This window comes from Microbacterium sp. JAI119 (genome assembly GCF_013410135.1).
In the GTDB taxonomy this organism is placed as follows: Bacteria; Actinomycetota; Actinomycetes; order Actinomycetales; family Microbacteriaceae; genus Microbacterium; species Microbacterium oxydans.
On the sequence record NZ_JACCCK010000001.1, the window covers coordinates 529,816 to 544,360 of the forward strand.

Genomic DNA, 14,545 nt, shown 5'->3' on the forward strand with positions numbered 1-14,545 from the left:
GGGGCGAGCGAGTCGCATCCGAGGGCATCGTGACGATCACGACGGACGGTCGGCTGAGCCGTTCGGCGCCGGGGTGCGCGCAGGACCGGTCCTCCGCGTGATCCACCAGACGGCGGCGGTGATCAGGGCCAGTGCCGCGCTCGGGATGAGGGTGGCGATGGATCCTGCGATCTCTCCCCGGCTGTTGAGCGCGCCGCCGAGATCGACGTGCAGCGTCGTGCCGAGCACGAGGGCCGACACGTTGTAGACGACGTGGAGGACGACGGCGGTTTCGAGTCCGCCGGTGCGCCAAGTGACGATCGCCAAGGATCCGAACAGCACGAGGTAGGAGGTGAGGATGTACGGGTCGAGCGAGCCGTGGAAGAGCGAGAAGAGGGCCGTGGGGATGACGATGCCGATCACCGCGCCGAGGCGGGCGCCCCTCGTCCACCCGCCGATGATGCGGAACATGAACCCGCGGAAGCCGTATTCCTCGCCTGCTGCCGCTAGTGGTGTCAGCAGCATGCCGATCACGAAGTAGGCGACGAGGTCGAATGTCGACCAGGGCACTTGGTCGACGGGCTCCAGGAGGAAGCCGACAGCGACGACCAGGAGCAGCACCGGGCCGAAGGCGAGCAGCGCTCGTCCGAGCACGCCGTATCGGAAGCGTCCGGCTACGGAGTGCATCGACCGGAAGGGGACTCCGTAGAGCACGCGCTGCAGCAGCATGGAGTAGGGGATGAGCAGGGCGAGCGACAGCGCGCCCGCAGCCTGCTGGAGCGGCGTGAAACCAGAGCGCCCCAGGAGCTCCGTATCGACGAGGCGCGCCCCCACCACGAACAGTTGCGCGAAGACGACCATCCCGACGACCACCAGGATGATCGCGAGGATGCCGCGGAGGATGCGACGCTTCTCGCCGGCATATACGCGGTGGTATTCGACGCCAGACGGCACCCGAGGACTCGGGACGGGTTCGTCCGACTGGAGGAGCCAGTTCGGCGCGGTGTTGGTCATGGGTGATCTCCTTGGTTCGTCTGCTGGTGAGGATGAGGCAACCCGATGGGGATGCCGGTGAACCTGCCTGTTGGGTCCCGGTCTCGTTTCACAGCGTCGAGGTGGTAGATGCTGCTGTCGTAGGTCGCGGCGGCGCGTGCGGTGTCGCCAGGTGGGAGAAGGTTCGGGTAGGCGGCAGGGAGGGCGAGGGGGCGGAGCGCGTCGAGAATCCGATCCGCCCAGGCGATCTGCTCGTCGTGACCTTCCGTGTCGGCGGTGGCTGCGATGATCTCGACCATGAGGTGCGGTTCCCGGAGCGCCCATGCGGAATGGTCGGCGCTGATGCGGGTGGCGGCGCCGTGGAAATGGTGGATGTTGATCGCGCTCAGCGGAGACGTGCGGCGTCGCTCTCCGTCCGCCAGAACCTCGATGACCTCGGGGGTGAGGCCGGTTAAGGATGCCGTGCGGAGTGTGTAGTGACGCCCGGAGGGGAACATGCCGTCGAGCGCGTGGAGCGCCTGCTGTGGCGTGGCGGGTCCGATCGTGGATGCCAGAGGCGTTCCCAGACGTTCGATCGCTCGCACCCACCCGGCCCCCTCGTCAGTTTCGCCGCTCCAGTGCAGTGTCACGAGCAGCGCGGCGTGGCCGTCGGGGCCGCTGCCGATCGCGGGGCTGACGGCGAGCTGATCGGGGAAGGTGGGGAGGACCCGGTCGAGGGAGGTGAGCACTTCGCTCATGTCGGCCGTCGGGAAGACGACGGTTCCGGCGAGCATGGCTGGGACTTCCTCCAGGGAGATCTCCAGAGAGGTGACGACGCCGAAGTTCCCGCCCCCTCCGCGAAGTGCCCAGAGGAGGTCCGCGTTCTCCGCATCGGAGGCTGCCACGATCGACCCATCGGCAAGAACGACTTCTGCCGAGATGATGGTGTCGGTTGCGAGGCCGAGAATCCCGAGATAGGGGCCGTATCCGCCGCCGAGGGCGAGCCCGGTGAAACCGACCTCATTGACCGTGCCCACTGCGGCAACGAGGCCGTGTTCCGCGGCGGCATCGATCACGTCCTCCAGCCGGGCCCCGCCCTGGACCGTGGCGGTTCGTGCCGTCGCATCGATCTGGACGCCGCGCAGCTGGGAGAGGTCGAGGGTGACGCCGCCCTTCGCCCGCGCTCGGCCGACCCAGTCATGGCCGCCGCCTCGGACGGCGATCGGCACGTCGCCCGGGACCGATTCGAGCACGTATCGGACATCTGCAGTGCTCGCGACTTGGGCGATGATCTCCGGGCGATGCGTCGGGTGTGCGCTCCAGAGTGCGACAGCCGTCGCGAACGAATCACCTCCCGGCCGGAGCACGCGCTCTCCCATCGCATCGCGCAGACGGCTTGCCAATGCGTCCCAATCGATGTCTCTCGTCATCGTCTCTCCTCTTCGTTCAGGCGGGGGCACCGAGTCGAGCGGCACGGCGTCCCCTGGGGCGAGCTAGCACACTGTGCTAGCTTCTGAGTACGCTAGCACGCTGTAATAGACCGGAGAGCCAATGAACATGCCCCTCACATCGACCCTTCGTCCATTGGGAGGCTTCGAGCGGATCATCGACCTGTACATCTCCCGCAACCCGGTGCAGTTCTCACTCGCCGTCGAACTGGCCTCACCGGTCTCTCCGGAGCAGCTGAGGCACGCGCTCACGGAGCTGCAAGCTCGTCATCCGCTCCTGGCGGCCCGCATCGACCGAGGGGGCGACCGCCCGACCTTCCGTCGGGACCATGCCCCGATTCCTGTGAGGCACGCGCGGGTGAGCGATTGGCAGACCGAAGCCGCCGCCGAGCAGACTCGTCCCATCGACCCCGAGGGCAGCCCGCTGGTCCGTGCAACGCTGATCACCGACGCCGGGCCGACGTGCGCCTCGGCGGTGGTGCTCACGTTCTCTCATCAGATCAGCGACGGACGCGGGGCCCTCCTCGCCGTTCACGATCTGGTCGCCCTGCTGGCAGGACGAACGCGGCGGGCGCGCACCGTCCCGGACGCGCAAGAGGATCACGTGCAGTTCTTGCCTTCCGCCGAAACGCCGTCGGCCAGCCTGCCAGCCGACGAGGAGGCGCCGAGACCCGCTGCTGTCCGGCCCTTCGATGCCGCATCGCCCAGGATCGACGTCGCCGAGCTCGACGCGGTCACGACGAGACTCCTTCGTGCCACCGCCCGAGCGAATGATTCGACGGTTCAGGGGGTCCTGTGTGCTGCTGCGGCACTGGAGATGCTCGACGGCTCACCGCAGGGGCAGGTCCGCATCAACGTGCCCATCGATCTACGTCCGCTCCTCGGGCTCGACGACGCCGTGGTCAATCGATTCGTCGCGACCACCGTGATGCTGAGTGCGACGGCGGAAGACGACTTGTGGTCGCTGGCGCGGCATGCCTCCATGCAGCTGCGGTCCGCTCGGGACCGCGCGGCGGAATCGGTCGCGATGCTCGCGTCGCTCCCGCCCGGCGACGCGGCGGCGGCCGAGGCGGCGATGCTCGCCGCGACGGCCGCCGACCTGGAGATCAGCAATCTCGGTGTCTCCGTCGATGAGGGCGCCGACGTGCCTGCGATCTGGGGGCCGACGATGACGACGCAGGTGAGAGGCGAGCGCATCCTCGGTGTTCTCACGCATGGTGATCGTCTTCGGCTCACCCTCACGACGCACGAGCAGGTCGGAACGCTCGTCGCCGGCATCGTTCGCAGGGTGACGTCTGCCATCTAGTGTGAGCGTGCCTCCTACAGTGTGGGGATGATACCGCCGTCGACGCGGTACTCGGCGCCGGTCAGCCAACCTGCCCGATCCGAGGCGAGGAAGGCGATGAGCTCGGCGGCGTCCTCCGGCCTGCCCGGCGTGCCGAGCGGGATCGAGAGGTGCTCGACGATCCGCTGTTCCATCTCGCTCGCCGAAATGCCGTGACTCGCCGCAGCGTCGCCGATCGAGGCGGCCGCGCCCTCGGTCTTGATGAAGCCGGGGACGACCACGAGGACGCGCACCCCGCTCCTCCCGGTCTCCACCGCGAGGGTCCGACTGTACGCGTTGAGTGCCGCTTTCGAGGCGGCGTAGGACGCCTGCCCCGGCTGCGGGTAGTGGCTCGATATCGACGAGACGTGCACGACGACACCGCCCTCGCGCTCGATCATGCTCGGCACGATCTCTCTGTCCAGCCGGACGACACCGAGAAGATTGGTGGCGAGGTCCGCCTGCCAGGCCTCGTCGCGGAGGCTGAGGGTCGGTGCTTCTTCGGTGAGCACAGCGGCATTCTGCACCAGGACATCGACATGTCCGTCTGCGAGAACGGCGCGGGCGAAGTGCTCGACACCGTCCGCGTTGCTGAGATCCGCGGGAATCCAGGATGCTTCGACCCCGGCGGGTGGTGCGGACCTCGACCCGATGACCACGGTTGCCCCTGCTGCGGCGAACCGCCTGGCGACGGCGAGCCCGATACCGCGCGCTCCTCCTGTGACGACGACGCGTCGGCCGCTGAACTCGTGCTGTGTGTCTGTCATGCGGACTACTCTATCGATGATCGTCGATTATCGATCTTTTGCTAGGATCGACTTGTGCGCTCGATACATCACCCATCGCTCGACGAGATCGAACTCCATCAGGTCCTGCATGCTCTCGGCAGTCCGGTCCGGCTGGCCGTGGTCGCGGGCCTGCTCGATGGGGGAGTCCATCAGGGGAGCGAGTTCGATGTGGGGGTTTCTCAATCCACGTTGAGCCATCATGTGAAGATCCTTCGCGAGGCGGGTATCGTCCAGAACGATCCGGAGGGCACGAGATGCCTGCTCTCGTTGCGGACCGTGGACCTCGAGAAGCGGTTCCCCGGTCTCGTCGACTCCTTGGGAATGCTCGTGCAGGGTGCGAAGGCGTAGACACCACGATCTCCGCGGACGGACGCGCCTTCACTCGGCGATGAGGTGGACGTGGACGACGGAGACGATCGATGAGGACGCGTTGTTCACGGTTCGGGCGCCAGGGCGGTGGCGATCATCATGCGGCGGGCCATTCGCTCATGACCGCGTGGGCTGCGAGCCGCAGAGTCGTCGTCTCGGCCTCGATGCCCACGGCGTCGAAAGGCAGCGCGCGTTCGGTCATGAGCCCCGCCAGCACGGTCGAGAGGAACCGTGCTCGCTCCTCGACTCGACCGCCGGGGATCACGCCCTCGTCGATCAAGGTGGTCAGCCACTGCGAGATCCGATGTCGCCCCATGCGGTCCAGGGCTAGGTAGGTGGCTGCCTCGTCCTCGGACGGGGCGGTGGCTACATAAGCCTCGTAGAGCGCCTCCCACTGGTTCCGCGCGCTCTCGCCCACGCCGATTTGGCGGAGGATGAGCTGCAAGCACGCGATGAGCCTCTCCCCCGCCGTCAGAGAACGATCATTGATCGGATCATCGGGGATCTCCAGGTCGTACATCGCGGCCACCACCGTCTCGATGAGTTCCCGCTGCGTCGGGAAGAAGTGGCGTAGCGACCCCGTGCTCACCTGAGCGCGGGCGGCCACTGCTCTCACGCTCAGACGTGCGGTCGGGTTCTCGCCCAGCATGGTTGCCGCGGCGATGAGGATCTTCTCCCGTGTTCCCGGTTCCTTCGGCGCTTCGTCCATTTTTCCCTCATGAGCCATCCGTCTATAACAGTGTGCTAGTTTAGCCCGTCGTTGGCTATCACGCTGTATTAGATTCTGGAGGGCGAGATGATGGCGGGAAAGAACTGGCGCAACCGTCGCGTTCGTGTCGGTTCCGGCGAACCGCTGCGCCGCTATCGCTGGTGGCAGATGTTCGGTCGGTCACTCCGATCGATCACGCTGCGCTCTGCCGACGGCACGACGTCGACGTACACGGTCGACGTCCGTCATGCCGGCGATATGACCGACGGTGAGATCCGTGCGCGTCTCTACGTCGACGGAGCGCTGCAGTCCTACGCGAAGATGCCCACGCGCTTCGCGGTGCCAGGCGGACACATCGAGGTGGCGATCACCGGGTTCGGGCTCAAACGGTGCCACTATGTGCGGGCAGACGGTGTGGAACAGCAGCTGTCGCCCGATCCTCGATCCGCCGAAGGGCGTCGCGCTCTCTTGCACGAGCAGCATCCCGGAGTGAGCCGTGTGATCGGCCTCGTCTCCATCGCGTTCGTCGTGGCCGGCCTCACTGTCGAGGTCCCTCAGATCATCGAGGCCCTCTCGAAGATCCCCCTGATCGCCGACTCGATCGGTACCTTCGCCTCGCCCATCCGACTCCCGCTCGAGCTCAATCTGCTCGTCGGTCTCGCCGCTGTCCTCGGCAGCACGGAACGAGCCCTGCGAATGCGTTCGAGTTGGATCGACGAGCTCGCCAGCTGACCTCCCCGAAAGGAACGACCATGCACCAGAGCGACCCTGCCACACGACCCGCAACGCAGGACGCCGACAGTCGAGTCGCGGGAGGAAGCCGCCCGTTCGGTGTGCACTTCCGGATGGCGTGGTGGAAAGTGCTCATCGTGATCGTGGCGCTGCCAGCGACGCTCCTGGTCACTCAACTCGGGCTGTACCTGCTCGCGGGCCTCGTCGAAAGCGGGGACCCGTTCGCACCCGAGCTGACGCCCCTCAAGCTGCTGGCGGCGAACGTCAGCACCGGACTCACGGCCCTGTTGGCGCTCGCCCTGGCCGGGTGGTTCGCGAAGGTGCCGTGGCGCGTCGTCTTCAGTGCGCCACGCAGTTTCGACCGCCGTCGGCTCGTGACGTACTTCTTGGGCTCGGTTGTGGTCGTCGGCCTCGCGATGGGGGTGGTGGGGCTGACAGCGTCGGAACAGGTCGGCTGGATGGGATTGTCGATCACCGGCACGACGGCCGGACTGCTCATCGTCATGCTCCTGTCGACACCGGTGCAGACCGTCGGTGAAGAGATCATGTTCCGTGGCGTGCTTCTGCCTGCTACCGGGTCATGGTTCCGGTCCGCGAAGCCGGCCTTCCTCACAGGCCTCACTCTCTCGAGTGCGATGTTCGCCCTCCTGCACGGCTCCAGCGACCCGATGCTGTTCGCTTACTATCTCTTCTTCTCCGTGTGCACCGCGGTGATGGGATTGCTCACCCGCGGGCTCGAAGCAGCGATCGCCTTCCACACGGCGAACAACCTCCTGACGACGACACTCAACGCGATCTTGAGCGGGGGCGGTGCTGTCGCTGTCGATCGATCAGAGGGCTCCACCGGCGGCTTCGCCCTTCTCCTGCCCGCAGCCGGGAGCCTCGCAGCGCTCGTCATGGTCGGGGTCCGGGAGCGGTCGCGCCACCGCGCCGGGACGCACCGCTAGTTTCCCTGGGACGGCGACGCTATCGTCCCGCTGTCACATTCGCGAGACTCTCGGCGAGCTCCTCCGCGCCTTCAGAGACATCGAGCGCGGTGTGACGAGGGAGCTCCCCGTCCTCGCCGCGAGCGTAGAACGCGGCCAGGAGCGCGATGATGTTCGGGTACTTTCCCTCGGGTCCGTCCCACTGTGATGCATACTGCGAGTTGCCGACCAGGCGGCCGGTGCAGACCAACACCCGAACGAGGATCTGCTCGACTTCGGCGATCGAGGGTGCGGGCCCGGTCTTCAGTCGTTCGAACACCGGAAGGACGGAGCGACCCTCCCACTGGATGTCCTGCTGGAGGATCGCCTGGGGGTCGAAGGTCGCTGGGTCGTAGTGGAAGCTGTGCCGCACCCCGTCGTTCTCCGTGATGAGCGCCGAAAAGCCGACCCCGATTCGATCGATGTAGCCCTCTGCGGCGATGCGCACTTCGTCCCGGCTGCGCTGAGCCGAGGCGGCGGTACCGATGTAGAGGATGTCGCGGTCGGGAGCGGCATAGATGTAGGTGTTCTCGGGGTGAGCCTCGTCGGCACGCACCAGCGCGATGCCGGCGCCGCGGGCGATCGCGACGAGATCGTCGACCTTCATGAGTTTGACCATGGTGTCACTGCTTCCTGTGGGTGATCATTCGCCGGAGTCATGCGTGACTATCGGCGCGATCGCCCGTGTGGGAAGCCATGCACGAGGGGTGCCGCAGTCGGTGCAGGAGCGTGACCCGGGAATCTGCCCGAGCTCTCACCTCCTTCGATGCCGGCGACGAAAGGCACAGTCCGATGCCGAAGGGGGCGAGTGGTGATGCTCCGGGCGCTCGACGCCGCCTTCGGGCTTCACTGAGCCGCCGCTCCGGGAGGGGGGATGGGCGATGAGGTCTCGACCTCACCCGAGCAGTTCCACGCCGAACTCGGAGACGACGGCGCGCAGTTCGGCGAGGTAGCGCTGTGCCTGCTCGGTGAGCGGGATCGCCGAGTGGCCGATCCAGCCGATCTCGATGTTCTCGTCGACGTCGAGCGGGATGGCGACGATCTCGGGGTCGAGGTCGTCGCTGATGATGCCGGTCGAGATGGTGTAGCCGTCGAGGCCGATCATCAGGTTGAAGATGGTCGCGCGGTCGGAGACGCGGATGTCCTGCGGGCTCGAGAGGGTGGAGAGGATCTCCTCGGCGAAGTAGAAGGAGTTGTTCGCGCCCTGGTCGAACGTGAGCCTCGGCACGTCGGCGAGATCGGCGAGCGTTACGCGCTTCCGCGCGGCGAGGGGGTTCTTGCGGGAGATGAAGATGTGCGGGTCTGCGACGAAGAGCGGGTGAAAGGCGAGCCCGGAGTCGCGGAGCAGCTTGTCGATCACGTTGCGGTTGAAGTCGTTGCGATAGAGGATCCCCAGCTCGCTGCGGAGGGTGCGGACGTCTTCGATGATGTCCCAGGTGCGCGTCTCGCGCAGGGAGAACTCGTACTCGGTCGCCGCGGTCGCCTTCACCATCCGCACGAGGGCGTCGACAGCGAACGAATAGTGCTGGGTCGAGACGCCGAGGAGTCGTCGGGACGGCGGACGACCGAGGTAGCGCTGCTCCAGGAGCGCCACCTGCTCGACGACCTGCCGGGCGTACCCGAGGAACTCGACACCATCGGTGGTGAGCGTCACGCCCCGGGCGGAGCGGATCAGGAGTTCGCGCCCCACTCTGCCCTCGAGATCCTTCATCGCCGCGGACAGGGTGGGCTGGGCGACATAGAGCAGGTCGGCGGCGGCACTGATCGATCCCTCCGCGGCGACTTCGATGTAATAGGTGAGCTGCTGGAGGGTGATGCCGTTCGAACGCTTGGCCATAGATTCAACCTATGCCACGGCATAGTCGACGCGCATTACCCGATGGGCCCTTGCAGTCGTCATCATGGAGAAACCCCCGATCGAGGCCGAGCCCGGCCGATCTTCCACCGATTGGCCGCTCATGGCATCCGAATTCACGTTCCGCATCACGACGACCCGTTTCGACGAGGACTACTCGCCGTCGGACGACTCGCGCATCACCACGAACTTCGCCAATCTGGCGCGCGGCGAGCACCGTCAGCAGAACCTCCGCAACGCCCTGACGATGATCGACCGGCGGTTCAACGATCTGGCGCACTGGGACAACCCGAGCCGCGATCGCTACACGCTCGAACTCGAGATCGTCTCGGTGGCGATCCAATTCGCCACGGAGGGGGAGGATCGGGAGTTCCCTCTTCTCGAGGTGCTGGAGGTGACCATCGTCGATCGGTCGACGGGCACGCGCACTCAGGGCATCGTGGGCAACAACTTCTCGTCGTACATCCGCGACTTCGACTTCAGCGTGCGGTTGCCGGCGGCCACCGCGGCCGCGGGAGGCTTCACCGTTCCCGACGACTTCGGCGACCTGCACGGCAAGCTCTTCCAGCACTTCCTCGACTCCGAGGCGTACCGGGAGCGGTTCACGCTGTCGCCCGTCATCTGCATCAGCGTCTCGACGAGCAAGACGTACCGTCGCACCGAGAACCACCACCCGATCCTCGGTGTCGAGTACGAGCAGAAGGACGGCTCGCTGACCGACGAGTACTTCGGCAAGATGGGCCTCTCGGTCCGCTACTTCATGCCGCGAGGCAGCGTCGCCCCGCTGGCGTTCTACTTCCGCGGGGATCTGCTCAGCGACTACACGAACCTCCAGCTCATCGGCACGATCAGCACGATGGAGACCTTCCAGAAGATCTATCGACCGGAGATCTACAACGCGAACTCCGAGGCCGCGAGCATCTACCGGCCGACCCTGGAGCAGCAGGACTACTCGGTGACCAAGATCGCCTACGACCGGGAGGAGCGCAGCCGGCTCGCGGCCGAGCAGGGGCGGTACGCCGACGCGCATCTGATGACCCCGCACGGCGAGCTCCTCGAGAGGTGGGCCGTCGGCCGTTCCGCAGACTCGCTGGTGTCCGTCGGATGACGAACGGACGAGCCCCGATCATGCCCGAGATCCTTCCCACCTCCATCGTCGGCAGCCTGCCGAAGCCTTCCTGGCTGGCCGAGCCCGAGACGCTCTGGTCCCCGTGGAAGCTGGAGGGCGATGCCCTGGTGGAGGGCGTGCAGGACGCGCTTCGCCTCACTGTGCACGAGCAACGTCAGGCCGGCATCGACATCATCAGCGACGGGGAGCAGTCGCGCCAGCACTTCGTCACGACGTTCATCGAGCACCTCTCCGGTGTCGACTTCGACCAGCGGGAGACCGTGCGGATCCGCGACCGGTACGACGCCAGCGTGCCCACCGTGGTCGGTGCCGTGAGCCGCGAGAAGCCCGTGTTCGTCGAGGACGCGAAGTTCCTCCGCCAGCAGACCGACCAGCCCATCAAGTGGGCTCTGCCCGGTCCGATGACGATGATCGACACGCTCTACGACCGTCACTACAAGAGTCGCGAGAAGCTGGCGTGGGAGTTCGCGACGATCTTGAATCAGGAGGCGAAGGAGCTCGAGGCGGCCGGGGTGGACATCATCCAGTTCGACGAGCCGGCCTTCAACGTGTTCTTCGACGACGTGCAGGACTGGGGCGTGGCCGTGCTCGAACGCGCAGCCGAGGGTCTGCGCGCGGAGACCGTGGTGCACATCTGTTACGGGTACGGGATCAAGGCGAACACCGACTGGAAGGCGACCCTCGGCTCGGAGTGGCGGCAGTACGAGAAGTCGTTCCCGCTTCTGCAGCAGTCGAGCATCGACACCGTCTCGCTGGAGAGTCACCACTCGCACGTGCCCCTGGACCTCATCGAGCTCATCCGGGGCAAGAAGGTCATGCTCGGAGCCATCGATGTGGCGAGCCCCATCATCGAGACTCCGGAGGAGGTCGCCGACACCCTGCGGAACGCCCTCCGCTTCGTCGACGCGGACAAGCTCGTGCCGAGCACGAACTGCGGGTTGGCGCCGTTGTCGCGTGACGTCGCCCGCGGCAAGCTGCGGGCGCTCAGCGCAGGTACTGCTCTCCTTCGTGAGGAGCTCGGCTCCGCGCTCTGATAGCCTCGAGCTTCCGTGCAGCAACCTGAGGAGGTGGTACCCGTGAACGAACTCACGTCGGTGCTCCTCCAGGGAGACACGGTCGGGCGATAGGTCGTCCGGGAGCGCCGCTTCTTCGCCGCACTCCCGAGAGGCACGACCATGCATTTCACTTCACGACGAATCCTCGACGACCGCATCACCGAGCGCACGTTCACACTCGGCGACGTCTCCGGCATCCTGTGGACGCCGCCCGCCGCAACGCCGACCGCTCCCGTCCCGCTCATCCTCATGGGCCAGCCCGGCGGCATCGGCATGCGGCGCATGTATCCGAGACTGGTCGCGCGTGCCCGCAGCGCCAGCGCGCAGGGCTTCGCCGCCGCGACCATCGAGTTGCCGGGGGCAGGCGAACGCGCTCCACTGCCCGGCGCCGAGCTCGCCCGGGCCGACCTCGTTCGAGCGATCACCGCGGGAGAGAAGCCTTCCGCGGATGTCGTGGACCGGCTGATCCTCCCTCTGGTCGACCGGGCTGTTCCCGAATGGCAGGCGACGCTCGACGAGGCCCTCGAGCTTCCGGAGATCGGCGACCGGGTCGCGTTCTCCGGAGGGGTGATCGCGATCGGCACCCGCCTCGCCGCGATAGATGCACGCATCGTGGCCGCCGGACTCTTCGCCGGCAGCTTCGTCCCACGCTCGACGATGGCAGAGGCCCGACGGGTGACGATCCCGCTGCACGTGCTGCTCCAGTGGGACGACGAGGGCAACGACCGCCAGATGGCACTCGACCTGTTCGATGCATTCGGCTCGACGGAGAAGACGTTGTACGCCAACATGGGCGGCCACACCGGAGTTCCGGCGTTCGCCGGGGAGGACGTCGCCCGCTTCTTCGACCGTCACCTCGGGGGTGCGTGAGGGCAGGAGGCCGAGTGATCTGACCGGGGCGCGGAGGCGAGGCGCTCGCCGAGGGGGAGGGATCCGGCGAACGCCCCGTCTGCACCCGATGCCTGCGAGCGCGGCCCCCCACGATCTCGCGCTACGACCGGAGCACGATCAGGATGCGCCTGATGGAGCCGGAATGCAATGCACTTCCGCGTTTAACGGCACAGTCTGGACAAAAGTCACTGCCGAGAACCGCACGACCGTGGCGCCGGATCCGTCCGGACGGTTCCCGCTCCTGTCAAGGCCCGATACGTCGAGGACGGATCATCCTAAAGTCATCGAATGCCGCCCTTGACCCGACGGGTGGCAGGAGGACTCGCCGATGACCGAAGACTCTGCGCCCACCGACTCTGTGCCCACGCAAGAGCTGCTGGGCGGGCGCTATCAGCTGCGGGAGTGCGTCGGACAGGGCGGAATGGCCCGCGTGTACCGCGCCGACGATGTCCTGCTCGGCCGGACAGTGGCGATCAAGCTGCTGAACGGGGGGAGCGAGGGCGTTCCGTCCGAACGCGCGCGCAGCGAGATGACGCTGCTGGCCTCGCTCAACCACCCCGCGATGGTCACGCTCTACGACGCCCAACTGGTGCCGGGCAAAGCCGAGTACCTGGTGATGGAGTTCGTCGACGGCCCGACCCTCTCCGCCCGCATCGCCCAGGGCCCCGTGCCGCCGACCGACGTGGCCATGATCGCCGCGGATCTCGCCGAAGCGCTGCATGTGGTGCACGGTGCCGGCGTGGTGCACCGCGATGTGAAGCCGTCGAACGTGCTACTCTCGCCCACCTCGCTTCCGGGGAGCCGTTCGGGCGCGAAGCTCGCCGACTTCGGTATCTCCGTGCTCGTCGATGATGCCCGGCTGACGTCGCCCGGTGTCGTGATCGGCACTGCTGCGTACCTCGCCCCCGAGCAACTCCGGGGCGCGCCTCCTGCTCCGGCGGCCGACATCTACTCCCTGGGACTCGTGCTGCTGGAGGCGCTCACCGGGAAGCGGGCGTTCGGCCAGGCGGAGGGGATCGGTGCGGCGATGGCGCGTCTCATCGAGGTCCCTGAGGTGCCGAGATCCGTGGGTCCGCAGTGGGCGGATCTGCTGACCCGGATGGTGGCGATCGCGCCCGAGGACCGGCCCAGTGCTGCTGCCGTGTTCGCCGCGGCGTCCATGCTCGCGTCTGCGCCGGCCATCCCGCCTCGCCCTCCCGTGCCGGTGATCGCCCCTCCGGTCCCGGCCATGAGCGCCGCTTCCGCTGCCAGCACCGCACCGACACTGCTCCTCTCCTCGAAGCCTTCGGACCGTGTGGTGCCCACGCGTCGCCCGACGCGACGGTGGGGAGTGATCGGCACCGCCGCTGCCGCGGTCGTCGCCGCCTCCGTGCTCGTGGGGGTGTGGGCGGCAGGTCAAGGGTTCGGAGACACCGGCGACCTGGAGACCGGCGATGTCGATTCCGTCGTCACCGAGCAGACGCCGGGAAGCTCGCCCTCGCCGGATCCGACACCGGATCAGGCTGACGCGCAGCAGGACACCTCCGGGACTGTCGTCCCCGTCGTCCCGGCTGAGAACACGCAGCCGACACACGTCGATCAGGTCGTCGATCAGACGAAGGACGAGCGCAAGGCGGCGGAGCAGGCGGCCAAGGACGAGCGCAAGGCGCAGGAGGAAGCCCAGAAGAACGCAGACAAGGAACAGGAGAAGGCGGACAAGGAGCAGGAGAAGCGGGACGCGAAGAAGTAGCGCCCCCGACCCGATCAGCCCGCGGCGGCGCGCTCGCCGTCGGAGTTCGGCGTCCAGCCGTACCAGCCGCCGTCCGTGACCATCACGCTCCAGCCGCCGCAGACGAAGACGGTCTTCGCCTTGTACGGATCGGGGGCGCCGTCGAGCGTCCAGGACGGTGCCGACTGCCGCTCGACCTCGGTGCAGGCATCGGCCAGGTCGGAAGCGCTGGTGAGGAGGATGACCGCGTCCTCGGCCTTCTCGACCGTCGAGGTGCGCACGGTGATCTGCGAGGAGTCTGCGGGAATCCAGTCCGCGTCGACCTCCGCCCCCTTCGCGAAAGCGGCCGCATCGTCGAAGGTGGAGGTGGACTGCTTGTGGACGATGCTGTCGAAGGCAGAGCATCCGCTGAGGGAGAGTGCGCCCACGACGATCAGGGCGGAGGCGGCGAGAAGCGGTCGTACGTTCATGCCCCCAGCCTCGCGGCTGTGACGCCCTCGCGGCATCCCTCGCGCGAGGTATCGGCGTACCTCGGACGGATGACTCGTGGGTCGTGTCGTGAGTCGTTCCGCGACGCTCGACGGTCCGGATGTCCCCCATGTGTGCGATGCTGGAGAGGAC

The 14,545-nt window shown here is 67.0% G+C and carries 15 protein-coding genes; 8 read left to right on the forward strand and 7 right to left on the reverse strand.

What is annotated here, in order from left to right:
• Positions 1 to 36 precede the first annotated feature (36 nt).
• Positions 37 to 993 (reverse strand): CPBP family intramembrane glutamic endopeptidase, encoded by a 957-nt coding sequence (locus tag HDC31_RS02470; RefSeq protein ID WP_113681635.1) that lies wholly within the window; start codon positions 991 to 993, stop codon positions 37 to 39.
• Complete coding sequence (locus HDC31_RS02475) at positions 990 to 2,381, reverse strand: FAD-binding oxidoreductase (protein ID WP_179515791.1); 1,392 nt, start codon at positions 2,379 to 2,381, stop codon at positions 990 to 992. Before HDC31_RS02475 ends, HDC31_RS02470 begins: the two co-directional genes overlap by 4 nt.
• 127 nt (positions 2,382 to 2,508) lie before the next feature.
• Between HDC31_RS02475 and HDC31_RS02480 the strand changes: the two genes are divergently transcribed.
• Positions 2,509 to 3,705 carry a peptide synthetase gene (locus HDC31_RS02480; protein WP_179515792.1) on the forward strand — a complete coding sequence of 399 codons (1,197 nt, stop codon included), beginning with the start codon at positions 2,509 to 2,511 and terminating at the stop codon, positions 3,703 to 3,705.
• Between the two features lie 14 nt (positions 3,706 to 3,719).
• Here the strand turns inward: HDC31_RS02480 and HDC31_RS02485 are convergent, their stop codons facing one another.
• Positions 3,720 to 4,490, reverse strand: a complete 771-nt coding sequence (locus HDC31_RS02485) for an oxidoreductase (RefSeq protein WP_113680126.1) — start codon at positions 4,488 to 4,490, stop codon at positions 3,720 to 3,722.
• Between the two features lie 54 nt (positions 4,491 to 4,544).
• Here HDC31_RS02485 and HDC31_RS02490 point away from each other — a divergent pair, with 54 nt between their 5' ends.
• Positions 4,545 to 4,859 (forward strand): helix-turn-helix transcriptional regulator, encoded by a 315-nt coding sequence (locus HDC31_RS02490; protein WP_113680127.1) that lies wholly within the window; start codon positions 4,545 to 4,547, stop codon positions 4,857 to 4,859.
• 118 nt (positions 4,860 to 4,977) lie between these two features.
• Here HDC31_RS02490 and HDC31_RS02495 read toward each other — a convergent pair whose 3' ends face one another.
• Positions 4,978 to 5,589 (reverse strand): TetR/AcrR family transcriptional regulator, encoded by a 612-nt coding sequence (locus tag HDC31_RS02495; RefSeq protein WP_113680128.1) that lies wholly within the window; start codon positions 5,587 to 5,589, stop codon positions 4,978 to 4,980.
• Between the two features lie 90 nt (positions 5,590 to 5,679).
• On the opposite strand from HDC31_RS02495, the gene HDC31_RS02500 reads away from it, so the two are divergent.
• On the forward strand, positions 5,680 to 6,321 hold the full coding sequence (locus HDC31_RS02500; RefSeq protein WP_257021917.1) for a hypothetical protein: 642 nt from the start codon (positions 5,680 to 5,682) through the stop codon (positions 6,319 to 6,321).
• 20 nt (positions 6,322 to 6,341) lie between these two features.
• Entirely contained in the window at positions 6,342 to 7,268 is a 927-nt protein-coding gene (locus HDC31_RS02505) for a CPBP family intramembrane glutamic endopeptidase (RefSeq protein WP_113680130.1), read from the forward strand.
• Positions 7,269 to 7,287: 19 nt separating this feature from the next.
• Here HDC31_RS02505 and HDC31_RS02510 read toward each other — a convergent pair whose 3' ends face one another.
• Both HDC31_RS02510 and HDC31_RS02515 read right to left on the reverse strand, forming a co-directional pair.
• Positions 7,288 to 7,905, reverse strand: coding sequence for a hypothetical protein (locus HDC31_RS02510; RefSeq protein WP_113680131.1), 618 nt, complete (start codon positions 7,903 to 7,905; stop codon positions 7,288 to 7,290).
• 276 nt (positions 7,906 to 8,181) lie between these two features.
• The gene (locus HDC31_RS02515; RefSeq protein ID WP_046747612.1) at positions 8,182 to 9,123 is read right to left on the reverse strand and encodes a LysR family transcriptional regulator; all 942 of its coding nucleotides are present in this window, start codon (positions 9,121 to 9,123) and stop codon (positions 8,182 to 8,184) included.
• A gap of 121 nt (positions 9,124 to 9,244) precedes the next feature.
• Here HDC31_RS02515 and HDC31_RS02520 point away from each other — a divergent pair, with 121 nt between their 5' ends.
• The 4 genes from HDC31_RS02520 to HDC31_RS02535 all read left to right on the forward strand — a co-directional run bounded on the left by HDC31_RS02520 (position 9,245) and on the right by HDC31_RS02535 (position 13,945).
• The gene (locus tag HDC31_RS02520; RefSeq protein ID WP_058630750.1) at positions 9,245 to 10,249 is read left to right on the forward strand and encodes a DUF1852 domain-containing protein; all 1,005 of its coding nucleotides are present in this window, start codon (positions 9,245 to 9,247) and stop codon (positions 10,247 to 10,249) included.
• A gap of 20 nt (positions 10,250 to 10,269) precedes the next feature.
• Positions 10,270 to 11,304 carry a methionine synthase gene (locus HDC31_RS02525; protein ID WP_058630749.1) on the forward strand — a complete coding sequence of 345 codons (1,035 nt, stop codon included), beginning with the start codon at positions 10,270 to 10,272 and terminating at the stop codon, positions 11,302 to 11,304.
• A 141-nt stretch (positions 11,305 to 11,445) separates the two neighbouring features.
• Entirely contained in the window at positions 11,446 to 12,195 is a 750-nt protein-coding gene (locus HDC31_RS02530) for an alpha/beta hydrolase (RefSeq protein WP_179515793.1), read from the forward strand.
• Positions 12,196 to 12,544: 349 nt separating this feature from the next.
• Positions 12,545 to 13,945 (forward strand): serine/threonine-protein kinase, encoded by a 1,401-nt coding sequence (locus tag HDC31_RS02535; RefSeq protein ID WP_113680133.1) that lies wholly within the window; start codon positions 12,545 to 12,547, stop codon positions 13,943 to 13,945.
• Between the two features lie 14 nt (positions 13,946 to 13,959).
• Here the strand turns inward: HDC31_RS02535 and HDC31_RS02540 are convergent, their stop codons facing one another.
• Positions 13,960 to 14,394 (reverse strand): hypothetical protein, encoded by a 435-nt coding sequence (locus HDC31_RS02540; protein ID WP_113680134.1) that lies wholly within the window; start codon positions 14,392 to 14,394, stop codon positions 13,960 to 13,962.
• Positions 14,395 to 14,545: the final 151 nt, after the last annotated feature.

Bases quoted from the DNA above. Each gene is read 5' to 3' on its own strand.
- HDC31_RS02470 (WP_113681635.1), bottom strand. From the start codon at position 993: ATGACCAACACCGCGCCGAACTGGCTCCTCCAGTCGGACGAACCCGTC.
- HDC31_RS02475 (WP_179515791.1), bottom strand. From the start codon at position 2,381: ATGACGAGAGACATCGATTGGGACGCATTGGCAAGCCGTCTGCGCGAT.
- HDC31_RS02480 (WP_179515792.1), top strand. From the start codon at position 2,509: ATGCCCCTCACATCGACCCTTCGTCCATTGGGAGGCTTCGAGCGGATC.
- HDC31_RS02485 (WP_113680126.1), bottom strand. From the start codon at position 4,490: ATGACAGACACACAGCACGAGTTCAGCGGCCGACGCGTCGTCGTCACA.
- HDC31_RS02495 (WP_113680128.1), bottom strand. From the start codon at position 5,589: ATGGACGAAGCGCCGAAGGAACCGGGAACACGGGAGAAGATCCTCATC.
- HDC31_RS02500 (WP_257021917.1), top strand. From the start codon at position 5,680: ATGGCGGGAAAGAACTGGCGCAACCGTCGCGTTCGTGTCGGTTCCGGC.
- HDC31_RS02505 (WP_113680130.1), top strand. From the start codon at position 6,342: ATGCACCAGAGCGACCCTGCCACACGACCCGCAACGCAGGACGCCGAC.
- HDC31_RS02510 (WP_113680131.1), bottom strand. From the start codon at position 7,905: ATGGTCAAACTCATGAAGGTCGACGATCTCGTCGCGATCGCCCGCGGC.
- HDC31_RS02515 (WP_046747612.1), bottom strand. From the start codon at position 9,123: ATGGCCAAGCGTTCGAACGGCATCACCCTCCAGCAGCTCACCTATTAC.
- HDC31_RS02520 (WP_058630750.1), top strand. From the start codon at position 9,245: ATGGCATCCGAATTCACGTTCCGCATCACGACGACCCGTTTCGACGAG.
- HDC31_RS02525 (WP_058630749.1), top strand. From the start codon at position 10,270: ATGCCCGAGATCCTTCCCACCTCCATCGTCGGCAGCCTGCCGAAGCCT.
- HDC31_RS02530 (WP_179515793.1), top strand. From the start codon at position 11,446: ATGCATTTCACTTCACGACGAATCCTCGACGACCGCATCACCGAGCGC.
- HDC31_RS02535 (WP_113680133.1), top strand. From the start codon at position 12,545: ATGACCGAAGACTCTGCGCCCACCGACTCTGTGCCCACGCAAGAGCTG.
- HDC31_RS02540 (WP_113680134.1), bottom strand. From the start codon at position 14,394: ATGAACGTACGACCGCTTCTCGCCGCCTCCGCCCTGATCGTCGTGGGC.